The following is a 15,730-nucleotide window of genomic DNA, read 5'->3' on the forward strand; positions in this document are numbered from 1 at the left end:
AACTGAAATGTCGCACAAGAAATTGGCCATGTTCGACCCGGTGTTGGTGAAGCCGGCGATCGTCGATTCCTTCAGGAAACTGAACCCTGCCATACAATGGCGCAACCCGGTGATGTTTGTCGTCTATGTCGGCAGCATCCTGACTTCCGTGCTCTGGATACAGGCTATGGCCTGGCAGGGCGAAGCCCCGGCCGGGTTCATCCTCGCCATTGCCCTCTGGTTGTGGTTCACCGTGCTGTTCGCCAACTTCGCCGAAGCGCTGGCCGAGGGCCGCAGCAAGGCCCAGGCGGCCTCGCTGCGCGGGCTGAAGAAAGAGACCCAGGCCAAGAAAATCAAGGGTGCGCAGTTCACCGATACGTGGACAACGGTGCCCGCCACCGACCTGCGCAAGGGCGATATGTTCATCGTCCATGCCAGTGAAACCATTCCGGCCGACGGCGAGGTCATGGTCGGTGTGGCCTCGGTCGACGAGTCGGCGATCACCGGCGAATCGGCACCGGTGATCCGCGAAGCGGGCGGCGANCTTTCCGCCGTCACCGGCGGCACCCGCGTGTTGTCCGACTGGCTGGTCGTGCGCGTGACGGTCAATCCGGGCGAAACCTTCGTCGACCGCATGATCGCCATGGTGGAAAACGCCAAGCGTCAGAAGACGCCCAACGAGATCGCGCTGACCATCCTGCTGGTGGCGCTGACCATCGTTTTCCTGGGCGTCACCGTCACCTTGCTGCCCTACTCGATGTTCAGCGTCAGTGTGGCGAAGGCCGGCACACCCATCTCCATCACGGTGCTCATCGCGTTACTGGTCTGCCTGATCCCGACCACGATTGCCGGCCTGCTGTCGGCCATCGGTGTCGCCGGCATGAGCCGCATGATGCAGGCCAATGTCATCGCTACCTCCGGCCGTGCGGTCGAAGCGGCGGGCGATGTCGATGTGCTGCTGCTGGACAAGACCGGAACGATCACGCTGGGCAACCGCCAGGCGACCCACTTCCTGCACGCCGCCGGCGTCAAGGAAGCGGAACTGGCCGACGCAGCCCAACTGTCCTCGCTGGCCGACGAGACGCCGGAAGGCCGCAGCATCGTCATTCTGGCCAAGGACAAGTTCAAGCTGCGCGGCCGTGACGTGCATGAACTGGGTGCCCATTTCGTGCATTTCACTGCCCAGACCCGCATGAGCGGCGTCGACCTCAACGGCCGCGAAATCCGCAAGGGCGCGGCCGAAGCGGTGCGTGCCTACGTCGCGGAACGCGGCGGCCATTTCCCGCCCGAGGTGGACATGATCGTCGAGCAGGTTGCCAAGCGCGGCTCCACCCCGCTGGTGGTGGCCGAGTCTGCCGGGGGCCACGCCCGCGTGTTGGGAGTGGTGGAACTGAAGGATGTCGTCAAAGGCGGCATCAAGGAGCGCTTCGCCGAACTGCGCCGCATGGGCATCAAGACGGTGATGATCACCGGCGACAACCGCCTCACCGCCGCCTCCATCGCCGCCGAGGCNGGGGTCGACGACTTCCTGGCCGAGGCCACGCCAGAAGCCAAACTGAAGCTCATCCGCGAATACCAGGCCGAAGGCCGGCTGGTGGCGATGACCGGCGACGGCACCAACGACGCCCCGGCGCTCGCGCAGGCCGACGTCGCGGTGGCGATGAACACCGGAACCCAGGCTGCCAAGGAAGCCGGCAACATGGTCGACCTCGACTCCAATCCGACCAAGCTGATCGAGGTGGTGGAAACCGGCAAGCAGATGTTGATGACACGCGGTTCGCTCACCACCTTCTCCATCGCCAACGACGTCGCCAAGTATTTCGCCATCATCCCCGCAGCTTTCGTCACCACCTACCCGCAGCTCGCGGCGCTCAACGTCATGGGACTGGCCAGCCCGGCTTCCGCCATCCTGTCGGCGGTGATCTTCAATGCGCTGATCATCATGTTCCTGATCCCACTGGCGCTGAAGGGCGTGAAATACCAACCCCGGGGTGCTGCCGTGCTGTTGCGCCGCAACCTGGCCGTCTATGGCCTGGGCGGCCTGATCGCGCCCTTCATCGGCATCAAGCTGATCGACCTGGGGCTGGCCGCCATCGGTCTGTCTTAAGAAAGGAAAATCATGAAAGACCTTATTCGCCCCGCCTTCAGCCTGTTCGTCCTGCTGTCCGCCGTCACCGGCATTGTCTATCCCGTGGCGGTGACCGGAATCGCGAAAGTGCTGTTTCCTGCACAAGCGGAGGGTAGCCTGATCGTCGAGAACGGCAAGCCGGTCGGCTCGCGGCTGATCGGGCAGAACTTCACCGACCCGAAGCACTTCTGGGGTCGNCCCTCGGCCACCGGCCCGATGCCCTACAACGCCAGTGCCTCCGGCGGATCCAACCAGGGCCCGCTCAATCCAGCCCTGAAAGACGCGGTCAAGGCCCGGATCGATGTGCTCAAGGCGTCCGACCCGAGCCAGACGGCGCCGATTCCGGAAGACCTGGTCACCGCCTCGGGCAGCGGCCTCGATCCCGAGATCAGCCCGGCCGCTGCGCGTTGGCAGGCCCCGCGCGTCGCCCGCGTCCGTGGCCTGAGCGAAGCCGAAGTGAGCAGGCTCATCGACGCCCATACCGAGGGACGCCAGCTCGGCCTGCTGGGCGAACCGCGGGTCAACGTGCTGGCGCTGAACCTGGCGCTGGACCGTCTGGCCAAACCCTGACGCTGCCATGGAACTCCTGAACTTCCTGATGGCGATCGCCGCCCTGCTTATTCCCCTGCTTTTTGCATGGGTCGTTGTGACCTACTTGGCTAACAAGCACCCCGAGAAACAAGAAAGGAAATCAAGCAAATGAAACTGCAGCACCCCATCTTCCACGTCCTCGTCCTCATGGCCTCAATGGCGTCCCTGCCTACGCTCGCCGAAGACAGCCCGCACACGCTGACCGCCAACGTCGGCCTCACCAGCAACTATGTATTCCGCGGCATTTCCCAGACGGGCGGCAAGCCTGCCATTCAGGGCGGCTTCGACTATACGCACGCCAGCGGTCTCTACCTGGGCACCTGGGGCTCCAACGTCAGCTGGCTGACGGAATTCCAGGGCTACACCAGCGGCAGCATGGAGCTCGATCTCTACGGCGGCTACCGCAATACCATCGGGCCGATCAGCTATGACGTGGGCGCGATCCGCTACATGTACCCGGGCAGCAAGAAAGACAGCGTTGTGGGTGCCTGGACCTCGGAGATTTATGGCTCGGTAGGCTGGAAATGGTTTACGGCCAAATATTCCCACTATGTGAGTGACTCGGTGTTCGGCGTCGGCCCGAATACCAATGGGTCCTACTACCTGGATATTTCCGGCAGCCTGCCTGTTGCAGACACCGGCCTGGCCCTGGGTGCGCATTGGGGCACCTTCAACTTCAAGAACGACGATCAGTTTATTGCCGCCTACGGCGTCTCGCCGGATTACAAGGACTGGAAGGTCAGCGCAACGTATGACCTGGGCAAGCTGGCCAAGCGGGCGTCCGGCATGACCCTGGGCGTCGCGTACAGCGACACCAATGCCGAGAAAGCTTTCTGGACGAACACCGGGACGAGCAATACCGGCGAGTATCTGGGCAAGGCTGCGACCACTGCATGGATTTCCAAGACGTTCTAACTTGCTGACTCATTGGAACGGTGCAGGTGCCCCTCCTATTCCCCCACCTGCAATCGATTCCACGTGGTTGATTGGCATAGCCTGTCCAAGGCAGCGTAAATCTGGAGACGAACGTGAATCTGAATCCCTTGGCCGTGATCAAGTCTGGCCTGTTTATCGGCGCGAAAAAGGCNCCCGGATCGAACACGCTCGCCAGTTATCTCTACCCGGGAAATATCTGCCTCGACGTCGCGGTCTCGAACAAGCTTGAGCTTTTCAATGTCATCGGTCGGCACATGGAGCGCGAGCATGCACTTCCCCAGGAATGGGTAGCCCGGGGTCTATCGCGCCGCGAGCTGGCCGGATCCACCGGCCTTGGAAAAGGCGTCGCCATCCCCCATGCCCGCGTCAAGGAGCTGGAACGGATGCAGGTTGCCTATATGCGCCTGAAATCGCCCATCCCCTTCGATGCCCCGGACGGCGACCCGGTCATTGATATTCTGGTCCTGCTGGCGCCGAACCAGGCCAACGAGGAACACCTCAGAATTCTGGCCGATGCCACCCAGTTGTTCTCCGACCGCCGTTTTCGCGCACGCCTGCACCAGTGCGGTCACGCCTCGGAGGTCAAGCAGCTGTTCGCCTCCTGGAGCCAGCCCGTGGCCCCCTTCTTTAGCCGCGCTTAACAGTCCGGCGGCCAATTTTACGACATCTTGACGCGGCTGCCGCTAGGATGAAATGCATCGTAACGACAGGAATTGACATGCGTATCACTCAGCAGAGAGAAGAGCCACCCCCGCGTATAACGACAAGATATGCATCGGCATCGCCCTGGTCGGGAAGACATCCGGGTCGCGACGCGCGCCGATGGCTGCGAGGTCGCACACGGCAGCTTCCCGGCCAGCTCCCTCGGCACCGCGGCCTTGCTTTGTTACCTGACCGATTGGCAGGCGCCATTGAGACTTGCCGTGGCCACCGCGGGCGCCGCCGCCCTCGGCCTTGCCCTGGCAGTCGGCGCATCGCATGACCGGGAGGTGTTCCTGGTTTCCGCACAAACCCATAGCGCGGCATCGGATCTCGCCCGCTATGCCGAACATGCCATTTGACCACGTGGGGAATTTGATGATCCACATTTGCCCAGTCTGCGGGAAGGCACATGCGGTGAACGCTGCCCGTCACTCGGTGGCTTGGGGGCGCCAGTTCACGTGTTCCCCGAGTGTGAGTCTGAGCGCCGCCGTCGCATGCGCAGGCATCTGCTTGAATCCTGCCCATTGCGTGTGCAGGACGGACGCTGAAAGTACACTGAGCCCATGCCTGCCAACGATCAAGACAACCGCCCCGACCCCGATACCCTGCTTGCCCGCATCGAGGCCGATACCGAACGCGAACAGAGGGGGAAGCTGAAGGTCTTCTTTGGCGCCTGTCCCGGCGTGGGCAAGACCTATGCCATGCTGAGCGCGGCACGAGCCCTGCAAAGCCAGGGGCGCGAGGTGGTGGTGGGCCTGGTGGAAACGCATGGACGTTCCGAGACCGCACAGTTGCTGGACGGACTCGAACTGCTGCCNCCCAAGGTCGTGGCCTACCAGGGAAGGGAGCTGCGCGAGTTCGACCTCGATGCGGCGCTGGCGCGCAAGCCCGCCCTGCTCCTGGTGGACGAACTGGCGCATTCCAACGTGCCCGGCTCGCGCCACCCCAAGCGCTGGCAGGACGTCGAGGAACTACTGGCAGCCGGCATCGACGTCTGGACCACGGTGAACGTGCAGCATCTGGAAAGCCTCAACGACATCGTCGGCAACATCACCGGCATCCAGGTGCGCGAGACCCTGCCGGATCGCGTGTTCGAGCAGGCGGCCGAAGTGGCCCTGGTCGACCTGACCCCGGACGAACTGATGCAGCGCATGAAGGAAGGCAAGGTCTACCTTCCCCAGCAGGCCGAGCGCGCCATCCGCAATTTCTTCCGCAAGGGTAATCTGATTGCCCTGCGCGAACTGGCCTTGCGCCGCACCGCCGACCGGGTAGATGCGCAGATGCGGGAATACCGCACCGACCAAGCTATCGAAACGGTCTGGCAGGCCAAGGAACGCCTGCTGGCCTGCATCGGCCCGGGCGCCGGCGGCGACCGGCTGGTGCGCGCCGCCGCCCGGCTGGCGGCGGATCTGCACGCCGACTGGATCGCCGTCTACGTCGAGACCCCCGCGCTGCAGCGCCTGTCCGAGGCCAACCGCGACAAGATTCTGAGGACGCTGGCCCTGGCCCGCGAACTGGGTGCGGAGACCGCCACCCTCGCCGGGCAAGAGGACACCCAGACCCTACTGGCCTATGCCGTCAGCCGCAACGTATCGAAACTGGTGGTGGGCAAGAGTTTGCGTACCGGCTTGTCGCGGATGCTGCGTGCGCCCCTGTCGGACCGGCTTTCCGCCCTGGCCGAGGATGTCGACGTCTATGTCGTCGCACATGAGGCAGAGGCCCGGTCTCCCGCGGAGGCAGTCTCCACGCCTTTCGTTCTCGACCCGGAGTCCGTGCCCATGGCCCGGTGGCCGGGCTATGTCTGGGCCGGGGTGGCCTGCGCCCTCGCCACCGTGTTGGCCCAGCTGGTCAGCCCATGGCTCGATCTGGCCAACATCATCATGCTCTACCTGCTGGGCGTGGTCGCGGTGGCGGTCCGCTACGGGCAGGGGCCTGCCATCCTGGCCTCCTTCCTCTGCGTACTGGCTTTTGANTTTTTCTTCGTGCCCCCGAAGCTGTCCTTCAGTGTGGCGGACACCCGTCACCTGCTCACCTTCACCATCATGCTGGGAGTGGGCCTGACGATCAGCAGGGTGGCGGCGAGCCTGCGCTATCAGACCCGCGTCGCCATGTACCGCGAGCGTCGTACCCGAGCGCTCAACGAACTGGGCAGGGAGTTGGCNGGGGCGCTGCTGCCGGCAGACATCGTGGACATCTCCCACCACCATCTGGAAGGCTTGTTCCAGTCTCAGGTCTGCATCCTGCTGCCTGACCTCCAGGAAAAACTGCATGCGCCCACACCCTTGCCCGGACACCAGGAATTGCCGCTGGACCCGGCGATCGCCCAGTGGGTCTACGATCACCAGCAGCCCGCGGGGATGGGCACCCAGAGCCTGCCGGGCGCGCCCATGTACTATCTGCCGCTGAAGGCGCCGATGCGCACGCGNGGGGTGCTGGCCCTGCTGCCCAGCCAGAAACGGCTCCTGTTCCAGCCCGAACAGGCCCGCCTGCTGGAAACCTTCGCCGCCCAGATCGCCCTGGCGCTAGAGCGGGTGCATTTCGTGGAAGTGGCACAGGACGCCCTGGTGCGGATGGAGTCCGAACGGCTGCGCAACGGCCTGTTGTCCGCCCTGTCTCACGATCTGCGCACGCCGCTAACCGTGCTCGCGGGCCTGGCCGACTCCCTGCCGCTGGCCGGCCCGCCCTTGCCGGAAGCCCAGGCCGAGATCGCCCAGGCCATTCGCACCGAGTCGCTGCGGACCAGTACCTTGGTGAGCAACCTGCTGGATATGGCGCGTTTACAGGAAGGCCAGGTTCAACTCAAACGGGAATGGCAACCTCTGGAAGAAGTGGTGGGCGCGTCACTGCAGACCCTGGCGGCCCCGCTGGCGCGGCACGAGGTAGTCGTCGACCTGCCGGCGGATTTGCCCTTGTTGGAACTCGACAGCGTGCTGATGGAACGGGTGTTCTGCAATCTGCTGGAGAACGCCGCGAAATACACCCCGGCGGGTAGCCGCATCGAGATCGGCGCCCACAACGAAGGGGACCGCGTCAGCATCACCATTGCCGACAACGGACCGGGGCTGCCGCCCGGTCGCGAGGAAAGCCTGTTTGAAAAATTCACCCGTGGCCAGGACGAATCNCCCGTGGCNGGGGTTGGTCTGGGCCTCGCCATCGTGCGTGCCATCGTCCAGGCGCACAAGGGAACGGCCAANGGGGAGAATCGCCCGGAGGGCGGCGCCCGCTTTGTCATCACCCTGCCCGCCGGCCAGCCGCCTGTCGTCCCTCCGGAGACCTGAATCCTGATGGAAAACCTTCGCGTCGCTTCGCCCACCGTGGTCGTCATCGAAGACGAGCCCCAGATCCGCCGCTTTGTGCGCACCGCGCTGGAGGCCGAGGGCTGCCACGTGGTGGAAGCCGGTGAAGGGGAGCGTGGCCTGGTGGAAGCCGGCACGCGCAAGCCCGACCTGGTCATTCTGGACCTGGGCCTGCCGGATCGGGATGGTGTCGACGTGGTGCGCGACCTGCGCAACTGGTCGGCCGTCCCCATCCTCATCCTCTCCGCTCGAGTCGACGAGACCGACAAGGTGGCCGCCCTGGACGCCGGGGCGGACGACTACCTGACCAAGCCCTTTGGCGTGGCGGAACTGCTGGCGCGGGTGCGCGCGCTGTTGCGTCGTACGCGCCCGGGCGGTAGCGAAGGGCCGCTGATCACATTTGGCGAGGTCACGGTGGATCTGGCCCGCCGTCAGGTCCACCGTGGCGACTCGGAGGTCCATCTCACCCCCATCGAATACCGGCTGCTCGCCCTGCTCATCGCCAATGCCGGTCGGGTGCTCACCCACCGGCAGCTGCTGAGGGAAGTCTGGGGCCCCAGCCACGCCGAGGATACTCACTACCTGCGTGTCTATATGACGGGCCTTCGCCGCAAGCTGGAGGCGAACCCGACTCTGCCTCGCCACATCCGCACCGAATCCGGCGTGGGCTATCGCCTCGTGACCGACACATAATTGGAATGTATTTCCACTACTCGCTATGGTCGCGCGGGACCGAGCGACCCCTTTGAGCCGGGAAGAGAACGATGGAGGCGACGATCCGGACCCGCCGCTTTCGCTCGATGTCATCGCTGATTTCCTGTGTGATCGGGAGGGAGCGGACCCCTGCTCAAATGCCGCGCTTGACCATGGCGACCAGTTGGTCGAGCGCCACGCCCCAGCCTGCTTCAAAGCCCATGGCAGCGTGCGTCCGGCACCCTGCCTCGTCTGCATGAATGACGGTGGCGCGGTAGCGGGTGCCGTTTTCGCCATGCGGGGCCATTTCAACCTTTGCGGTGAACATGAATTCGGCTGATTCATCGCCGCAGGGGCGTTCATCAATGCGGGCCGGAAGGCGCACGCGCGCGCCGCGCCGGAGCGCATCGCCGCGATCGATGGCCTGGCGAAGGATGTGGCGGAAGTGGTGGGAATGCGTTGAAGGTGTGAAATAGCTTGCAGTTCTGGGGATGCCTTACCCTGATCAAATTAGAAATCTCTCCTTGGATCAAAATAATTTAATTTCTGTCTTGACAGAAATTACTGATATTCCTATATTGGCCACATGAATCTGAATCCAGTCGCTCAACGCTTCATTCTTCATTGGGGAGAAATGGGCTCGAAATGNGGGGTCAACCGTACGGTTTCCCAAATCCATGCCCTGCTCTATCTCACGGGCAAACCCTTGCCTGCCGACGAGATTGCCGAAACGCTGGAGGTTGCGCGTTCGAACGTGAGCACCAGCCTGAAAGAATTGCAGAACTGGAACCTCATTCATGTCGTGCACATGATGGGCGACCGGCGCGATCATTTCGCCACCTCGGGCGACGTATGGGAATTGTTCAGAACGGTGGTCCGGGAACGGAAGGAACGCGAATTCGACCCGACCATCGGCGTGCTCAAGGACTGCCTCGCCAGCCCTGAACTTGGTCGGGAAGAAGCTGTCGCGCAACAGCGGATCAAAGAGACGCTTGCACTGATGGAAGCGCTCTCCACCTGGGGAGATCAAATGCTGCGGCTGGAGCCCGCCACGTTGATGAAGGTCATGAAACTGGGCGCCAAGATCCAGACACTGCTGCTTTCAAAGAAGGACAGTTGATTTTTTTGCCCAAATATTTCTGTTATGACTGAAATTTTTGTAATTAAAGGAGAAATAATGTCCACTGCCACGCCACTCACCATCTACTTCGACGCTTCGTGCGCCCTGTGCAACAGCGAGATGCAGAACATCAAACTGCATGACTTCGAAGACGCCCTGATTCTGGTCGATTGCTCGGCCCCGGATTTCGACGACGGCCCGTTCCTCGCCGAAGGCATCACGCGCGACGTCATGATGAATTGCCTGCATGCGCGTGATGCGAACGGCGCGTGGCTGAAAGGCGTCGCCGCCTTCGAGGTGATCTATCGCATCGCCGGGATGGCCACCATCGCCAGGCTGTGGGGACATCCNCTGACCCGGCCGCTGGCCGAACGCGCCTATCCCTGGGTGGTACGGCACCGCCATTTCCTGTCCGCACTCGGGCTGCATCACGTGTTCGCGCTATGGAGCAAACATACCGCGCGGCACGCCAACTCACTCAGCGGGAAATGCTCCGCCGGGCACTGCACCATCAATCGCTAACGGGAGACCGCCATGAAACTCACACTATTCTTCGCCACGTTAGCCCTGAGCATAGCCGTGGTCAGCATTGCGATGCTCTATCTGCGCCGCACCACAAGAAGGGTCATTGGGGAGTTGTGTCAGTCCGACGCGGGCGCCGAATTCTGGCTCCGCAGCGCCGATATCCTCGCCTACAGCGGATCGCTGATGCTGGTACTGATCTTTGGCAATGCCACCACCGCGGTCGAGTGGGTGGACGTGGTACGAACCACGCTGATCCTCACGCTCGGCGGCCTTTTCGTCACGGTTGTTTTCGTCGCCCGCAACGTCTGGAAGACGGTCGCACCCAACCCCGGAGCACGAAATGAACGTCCTGGTATGTGGCGCCACCGGGTTCGTCGGAAGGCACATCGCACACGCCCTTCAACAGAGCGGCCACACCGTGTATCGCGGCGTTCGCGAGCCGACTCGCACGGGCGACATCGCAATGGACTACCGCACCGATACACGCGCGGAAATCTGGCTTCCACGCCTTGCCGGCATCTCGGTGGTCATCAATGCGGTCGGCGTGCTGCGCGACAGTCCCGCTAATGCGATGGCCTCACTCCATACGGGAGCACCACGGGCGCTCTTCGAAGCGTGCGCAAACGCAGGGGTGGAGCGCATTGTGCAGGTGTCGGCATTGGGCGTTGACCGGGGCATCCAAACGCCCTATTTCACGACGCGCCTTCAGGCCGAACAGGCGCTACTCAGCCTCCCGGGCAGCGTGCGATCGCTGATTCTTCGTCCTTCGCTCATCTACGGCGAAGACGGTGCCAGTGCGCGGATGTTCAAGCTGCTCGCGCGGCTTCCACTCCACCTCCTGCCCGCCGGTGGCCTATATCCCCTGCAACCGCTCCATATCGACGACATTTGCGCCGCCGTACACCATTGGCTGGAAGACCCGGTAGCCGAAAGCCAGATCGTCCCGGCCGTTGGATCAGAGTCCACCACGCTGCGCGGCATGCTCGACAGTTATCGGGCCCAAGTCCACCTCGCGCCTGCGCTTCACCTGTCGGTACCGCGCTATCTGATGCAATTAGCCGCACGCCTCGGAGATCACATCCCGGCCAGTCCCTTGTGCAGCGACACCCTGAAAATGCTGTTGGCCGGAAACGAGGGGAACCCGGCCGCGTTCGCCATGCTCCTGGGGCGCCCGCCGAGAAGCTTTCGGCACTTTATCTATGAAGCGNNAGCCGAGTTGAATACGCTTGAAATTTGGTCGGCGCGTCTCGTCATCAGCACCGTCTGGGTGCTCACCGGTCTCGTGTCNGCTTGGCGGGTTTCCCTATCCGCGAGCCTGGATCTACTTGCNGCGGGTGGGGTTGCAGGGCCCGATCTCCGAGGCAACGCTTTATGCCGCCGCTCTGCTCGACATCGTCCTCGGCGTGCTGACAATAACGCGTCCCAGCAAACGCCTGTGGAAGGCCCAGGCGGTTCTGATCCTCATCTACACCGTGATCATATCCGTGCGGCTTCCGGAGTTCTGGCTGCACCCTTTCGGGCCCGTTTTAAAGAACCTCCCGATTTTTATGATCCTGTGGCTGCTGCATCGTCATCAAGGGACCCAACCATGAACACCTATCTCGCCCTCAAGTGGGTGCACATCCTGTCCAGCGTGCTACTGGTCGGCACCGGGTTCGGGAGCGCTTTCTATCTCTATTTCATCCACAGAACGAAAAACATCCAGGCAATCGCGGCAGTTTCACGATTGGTCGTCCGGGCGGATTTCTGGTTCACGACNCCCGCAGTCGTCGTGCAGCCGGCGACAGGACTCGCGATGGCAATCATGGTGGGATATCCGCTCGATCAGGCCTGGTTGATGTGGACCACTGCGCTCTATCTGTTCGCCGGCACATGCTGGGTGCCCGTCGTATGGCTCCAGATCAAGATGGCGGCACTCGCTTCAGTCGCAGCGAACGATAGCGCGGAACTTCCCTTCCGCTACTGGCAATATGCCCGCTATTGGGAACGCCTCGGCTACCCGGCATTCCTCTCTATGCTCGGCGTATATGGCCTGATGGTGTTCAAGCCCGTCTAGACAAGGCCGCATCAATCAACGTCCATGCCCTTGATGGCTGCGGTTACCAGCTTGCGGCGGACGTCATCAGCGAATTGCAGGCGATCAACCCGCAGGTCGCGTCACACATCGCACGCAGCTTCGATCGCTGGCGCCAGTTCGACGCCGGTCGGCAAGCCCATGCGCGCGCGGCGATCGAGGGCTTGCGAAGGACGTGGCGGAAGTCGTGGGGAATGCGCTGAAGGTTTGATTACGGGGAATACGGCGTTGCCGATTCGGAGCAAGGTGAAGCTGCTTGGCTGAATTGTTGCTTGCCACTATCGACTTGAAGATGACGTTCGGGCCTTTGAAAAGCAGACGCTCAACGTGTAGCTAACTGGTCTGCTCGGAGTGACTGCAACGCTATACCTTGGTAGCAAGCTCCGTCCACTCATCGAAGTTAGTCCTCGCAGGTATAGCCCAGTTGTTTGCACCACCACCCCAAAGCCTTCTCACGCCAAGTTCTCGAATTCCTGATGCCACTTCGATCAACTGGGGCAGAGCCTTCCAGAGCCCTTCGACAATTTGTAAGTCCGGCACGATGCCTTCATGCACTAAGTCATTACGCTTGCTACGAGCCCGGTTAAGCGTCTTGTAGCATTCCTTACTGATGATCTTCGAGAGTCGTAGAAGCTTATGCTTTGCCGAAATCTTATCAAGGCCAGNGTTTCTTTTAAATGNAGCATGGCACTTGGCAACACGAGCGGGGAATGTGCTCTTGTTCTTAACGTAGTTCTCTGCCCACAGATACTCCGTAAGCTGCTCCACCGCTATCCAAAGATTATTGAGTGCGTCACTGTAATTGCGATACACCATCGCCGTGTATCCGTTCAAGAGAAAAAGCGGAGAAAAGTTGTGGACAGCCCGAATAACCTGTTGACCCTGACTGTATGCCTTCTGTATCTCCACCGCCATCAACACTCTGGGGTGCATCAAAGGCGATAGTCGGTCATTGATGGCAGCCCAGTTCAACCGCAGTTGGGTATGAAGGGATGGCGTATAGGCAAAAAGCCTCGTCCTGTCCTGCAAAGCACCGACGACAAGATCATTCGAGTGAAGCACCTCTGTATGGACACCGCCTATCAACAGGCTACAAAGAATTTCGTTGAGCTTGCTTACGCCATCAGCCTTGCATGGGAAGTCTTCACATTGCGGAATTGCTATCGCCCCGTCATAGCTGATAAGCGCAGGTATCCCACTAGATGTGCCTAGAGGGAGGGTTGCCACCACTTCTGCCAGCTTGTTGCCATCGTAGGAGTTCGCATTGATCTGATCGAGGGAGATATTCAATCCAGAAGTTTCATCACGATGGACTGCCGTATATGGGAACAGATAGGCCATCCAGGCGGGGTTATACGAAGGAACACTGGAAACGGGTTGCGTGTAACCCGGAGGGGCTTCTTCCTGTTTAATCCAGTCTCCCTGGTACCAAACGTATGAGTCGTCTGGCTTTGGTTTAATGGCTTCAGACAGCGTAGCGGGAATATTCCGGTTATTCAGGGCAAGCGGATCAACCCCATGCTCAAACGCATGGATCAGTCCCGTTTCTGTATCTTGATAGTGCTTCATCACCCTCCGTCGTCGCCATCCGAGAAATTCACCACAAATTTGTCTATCCCGATCACGTGGCATCCCACTACCCGTGGCCCCTCAACGACCTATGGATGGCCTGGGGAGCAAGAAAATAGACACTTTATGGGATCGTACAACTAGCCGACAGGCTGCTTTACTGATTACTCTAAGGTCTGTTTCTGGCCGGTTGCAGTCAGCAAGCGTAGGAGGCAATAAGTGCAACGCATTGCACCGAATGATGTGCCCACAAGCGGCGCAATGCCCATTGGTTATTGCGCCCTACTTGCCGCGGTATTCAGCGTCACCCCTCCGCCACCACCCCCAGCACCGCCTCGCCATACGCTTCCAGCTTCTTCGTCCCCAGCCCCGATATCTCGCCCAGTTCCGCCAGCGTCACAGGTCGGCGCGCGGCGATTTCGCGCAGGGTGGCGTCGTGCAGGATGACGTAGGCGGGCACGCCCTNTTCGTTGGCGGTTTCGCGGCGCCAGGCGCGCAGGGACAGGAACAAGGGATCTTCGTCATCGTGGACGCCGGCGCCGGAACTGGGGGCGAGACGTGATTTCTTGCGCGCCGGCCGCGCTTCGATGGCGCGCAGCATGACGGTTTCCTCGCCCTTGAGCACGGGCTTGGCTGCCTGGGTGAGCTTGAGCGCGCCGTAGGCGCTGTGGTCCACCTCCAGCAGCCCGCGCACGACGAGCTGGCGCAGCACGGCGCGCCAGACCTTGTCGGTCTGGCTGGCGCCGATGCCGAACACGGAGAGTTGTCCGTGGCCGAAGCGGTCGATCTTTTCCGTGGTCTTGCCGAGCAGCACGTCGATGACGTGGCCGGCGCCGAAGCGCTGGCCGGTGCGGTAGACGGTGGAGAGCAGCTTCTGCGCGGCCTCGGTGCCGTCCCACAGCGTAGGCGGGTTGAGGCAGACGTCGCAGTTGCCGCAGGGCTGGCTGGCTTCGCCGAAGTAGCTCAACAGCGCGACGCGGCGGCAGCTGGCCGCCTCGCACAGGCCGACCAGGGCGTCGAGCTTGGCGTGGCCGATGCGCTTGTGCGCGTCCTCGGCCTCGCCCTCGTCGATGAAGCGGCGCTGCGTGACGACGTCCTGCAGGCCCCACGCCATCCACGCCTCGGCCGGCTCGCCGTCGCGCCCGGCGCGGCCGGTTTCCTGGTAGTAGCCCTCGACCGAGCGCGGCAGGTCGAGATGCGCGACGAAGCGCACGTCGGGCTTGTCGATGCCCATGCCGAACGCGAGCGTGGCGACCATGACGACGCCGTCCTCGCGCAGGAATTNTTCCTGATGACGGCGGCGCGTGTCGTTGTCCATGCCGCCGTGGTAAGGCAACGCGGTGAGGCCGGCCTGCGCCAGGCCAGCGGCGGTTTCCTCGACCTTCTTTCGCGTGCTGCAATAGACGATGCCGGCCTCGCCTTTGTGTTCGGCAAGGAAATCGAGCAACTGGCGGCGCGGGTCGGATTTCTCGGCAATGCGATAACGGATGTTGGGGCGATCGAAGCTGGCGACGAAGACGCGCGCGGCGCCCAGATCAAGGCGTTGCAGGATTTCGGCGCGCGTCGCGGCGTCGGCGGTGGCGGTGAGCGCGATGCGCGGCACCGCGGGAAAGCGCTCGTGCAGCGCCGACAGACCCAGATATTCCGGGCGGAAGTCGTGCCCCCATTGCGACACGCAGTGTGCCTCGTCGATGGCGAACAGCGCCACCCTAGCCTGTTCGAGCAGGTCCTGGAAACGCGGCGTGAGCAGGCGCTCCGGGGCGACGTAGAGCAATTTCAACTGGCCGGTGACGAATTCGCGCTCGACCTGCATTGCCGCCGCACCGTCGAGGCTGGAATTGAGGAAGGCCGCGGCGATGCCGAGTTCCTGCAGCGCCGCGACCTGGTCCTGCATCAGCGCGATCAGCGGCGACACCACCACCGCACAGCCCTCGCGCAGCAGGGCAGGAATCTGGAAACACAGCGACTTGCCGCCGCCGGTAGGCATCAGCACCAGCGCGTCGCCACCCGCAACGAGTGTGTCGACGATGGCGGTCTGCTCGCCGCGGAACGCGGAGTAGCCGAAAACGCGGTGGAGCAGGCTTAATGGGGTGTCGGACATGAAGCTGATTTCAAAT

15 protein-coding genes and 1 pseudogene are annotated in these 15,730 nt (G+C 62.2%); 14 read left to right on the forward strand and 2 right to left on the reverse strand.

Annotation, left to right across the window (positions count from 1 at the left end; translation table 11 throughout):
* Positions 1-7: 7 nt before the first annotated feature.
* The 8 genes from kdpB (at position 8) to kdpE (ending at position 8,325) form a co-directional block, all read left to right on the forward strand.
* Complete coding sequence (gene kdpB, locus HZY77_RS06040; protein ID WP_296819757.1) at positions 8-2,086, forward strand: potassium-transporting ATPase subunit KdpB; 2,079 nt, start codon at positions 8-10, stop codon at positions 2,084-2,086.
* 12 nt (positions 2,087-2,098) lie between these two features.
* A complete protein-coding gene (kdpC, locus tag HZY77_RS06045; RefSeq protein WP_296819760.1) occupies positions 2,099-2,677 on the forward strand; it encodes a potassium-transporting ATPase subunit KdpC in 579 nt (192 codons plus the stop codon).
* 7 nt (positions 2,678-2,684) lie between these two features.
* Positions 2,685-2,810 carry a hypothetical protein gene (locus tag HZY77_RS06050; protein ID WP_296819762.1) on the forward strand — a complete coding sequence of 42 codons (126 nt, stop codon included), beginning with the start codon at positions 2,685-2,687 and terminating at the stop codon, positions 2,808-2,810.
* Complete coding sequence (locus HZY77_RS06055; RefSeq protein ID WP_296819765.1) at positions 2,807-3,613, forward strand: TorF family putative porin; 807 nt, start codon at positions 2,807-2,809, stop codon at positions 3,611-3,613. The genes HZY77_RS06050 and HZY77_RS06055 overlap by 4 nt, the downstream gene beginning before the upstream one ends.
* A 113-nt stretch (positions 3,614-3,726) precedes the next feature.
* Positions 3,727-4,275 carry a PTS sugar transporter subunit IIA gene (locus HZY77_RS06060; RefSeq protein ID WP_296819767.1) on the forward strand — a complete coding sequence of 183 codons (549 nt, stop codon included), beginning with the start codon at positions 3,727-3,729 and terminating at the stop codon, positions 4,273-4,275.
* A 129-nt stretch (positions 4,276-4,404) separates the two neighbouring features.
* A complete protein-coding gene (locus HZY77_RS06065) occupies positions 4,405-4,695 on the forward strand; it encodes a hypothetical protein (protein ID WP_296819770.1) in 291 nt (96 codons plus the stop codon).
* A gap of 204 nt (positions 4,696-4,899) precedes the next feature.
* Positions 4,900-7,614: a two-component system sensor histidine kinase KdpD gene (gene kdpD, locus HZY77_RS06070; RefSeq protein ID WP_296819772.1), complete on the forward strand. Its 2,715-nt coding sequence runs from the start codon at positions 4,900-4,902 to the stop codon at positions 7,612-7,614.
* A gap of 6 nt (positions 7,615-7,620) precedes the next feature.
* Positions 7,621-8,325, forward strand: coding sequence for a two-component system response regulator KdpE (kdpE, locus tag HZY77_RS06075; protein ID WP_296819774.1), 705 nt, complete (start codon positions 7,621-7,623; stop codon positions 8,323-8,325).
* Positions 8,326-8,479: 154 nt separating this feature from the next.
* Here kdpE and HZY77_RS06080 read toward each other — a convergent pair whose 3' ends face one another.
* The gene (locus tag HZY77_RS06080) at positions 8,480-8,653 is read right to left on the reverse strand and encodes an SRPBCC domain-containing protein (RefSeq protein WP_296819776.1); all 174 of its coding nucleotides are present in this window, start codon (positions 8,651-8,653) and stop codon (positions 8,480-8,482) included.
* Positions 8,654-8,959: 306 nt separating this feature from the next.
* On the opposite strand from HZY77_RS06080, the gene HZY77_RS06085 reads away from it, so the two are divergent.
* The 6 genes and pseudogenes from HZY77_RS06085 (at position 8,960) to HZY77_RS17765 (ending at position 12,247) form a co-directional block, all read left to right on the forward strand.
* The gene (locus tag HZY77_RS06085; protein WP_296819779.1) at positions 8,960-9,445 is read left to right on the forward strand and encodes a MarR family transcriptional regulator; all 486 of its coding nucleotides are present in this window, start codon (positions 8,960-8,962) and stop codon (positions 9,443-9,445) included.
* 57 nt (positions 9,446-9,502) lie between these two features.
* A complete protein-coding gene (locus HZY77_RS06090; protein ID WP_296819781.1) occupies positions 9,503-9,967 on the forward strand; it encodes a DUF393 domain-containing protein in 465 nt (154 codons plus the stop codon).
* Positions 9,968-10,310: 343 nt separating this feature from the next.
* Positions 10,311-10,838, forward strand: a pseudogene (locus tag HZY77_RS17750) (NAD-dependent epimerase/dehydratase family protein); the annotation flags it as partial.
* A 466-nt stretch (positions 10,839-11,304) separates the two neighbouring features.
* Entirely contained in the window at positions 11,305-11,562 is a 258-nt protein-coding gene (locus tag HZY77_RS17755; protein ID WP_363154607.1) for a DoxX-like family protein, read from the forward strand.
* On the forward strand, positions 11,559-12,026 hold the full coding sequence (locus tag HZY77_RS17760; protein WP_363154609.1) for a DUF2269 domain-containing protein: 468 nt from the start codon (positions 11,559-11,561) through the stop codon (positions 12,024-12,026). The genes HZY77_RS17755 and HZY77_RS17760 overlap by 4 nt, the downstream gene beginning before the upstream one ends.
* Entirely contained in the window at positions 11,951-12,247 is a 297-nt protein-coding gene (locus tag HZY77_RS17765) for an aminopeptidase N C-terminal domain-containing protein (protein WP_363154424.1), read from the forward strand. The genes HZY77_RS17760 and HZY77_RS17765 overlap by 76 nt, the downstream gene beginning before the upstream one ends.
* Positions 12,248-13,917: 1,670 nt before the next feature.
* On the opposite strand, the gene recQ is transcribed toward HZY77_RS17765, so the two are convergent.
* On the reverse strand, positions 13,918-15,714 hold the full coding sequence (gene recQ, locus HZY77_RS06100; protein ID WP_296819785.1) for a DNA helicase RecQ: 1,797 nt from the start codon (positions 15,712-15,714) through the stop codon (positions 13,918-13,920).
* Positions 15,715-15,730: the final 16 nt, after the last annotated feature.

It is taken from the genome of Thiobacillus sp., assembly GCF_013693775.1.
Lineage (GTDB): Bacteria > Pseudomonadota > Gammaproteobacteria > Burkholderiales > Thiobacillaceae > Thiobacillus.

Bases quoted from the DNA above. Each gene is read 5' to 3' on its own strand.
- HZY77_RS06050 (WP_296819762.1), top strand. From the start codon at position 2,685: ATGGAACTCCTGAACTTCCTGATGGCGATCGCCGCCCTGCTTATTCCC.
- HZY77_RS06055 (WP_296819765.1), top strand. From the start codon at position 2,807: ATGAAACTGCAGCACCCCATCTTCCACGTCCTCGTCCTCATGGCCTCA.
- HZY77_RS06065 (WP_296819770.1), top strand. From the start codon at position 4,405: ATGCATCGGCATCGCCCTGGTCGGGAAGACATCCGGGTCGCGACGCGC.
- kdpE (WP_296819774.1), top strand. From the start codon at position 7,621: ATGGAAAACCTTCGCGTCGCTTCGCCCACCGTGGTCGTCATCGAAGAC.
- HZY77_RS06080 (WP_296819776.1), bottom strand. From the start codon at position 8,653: ATGTTCACCGCAAAGGTTGAAATGGCCCCGCATGGCGAAAACGGCACC.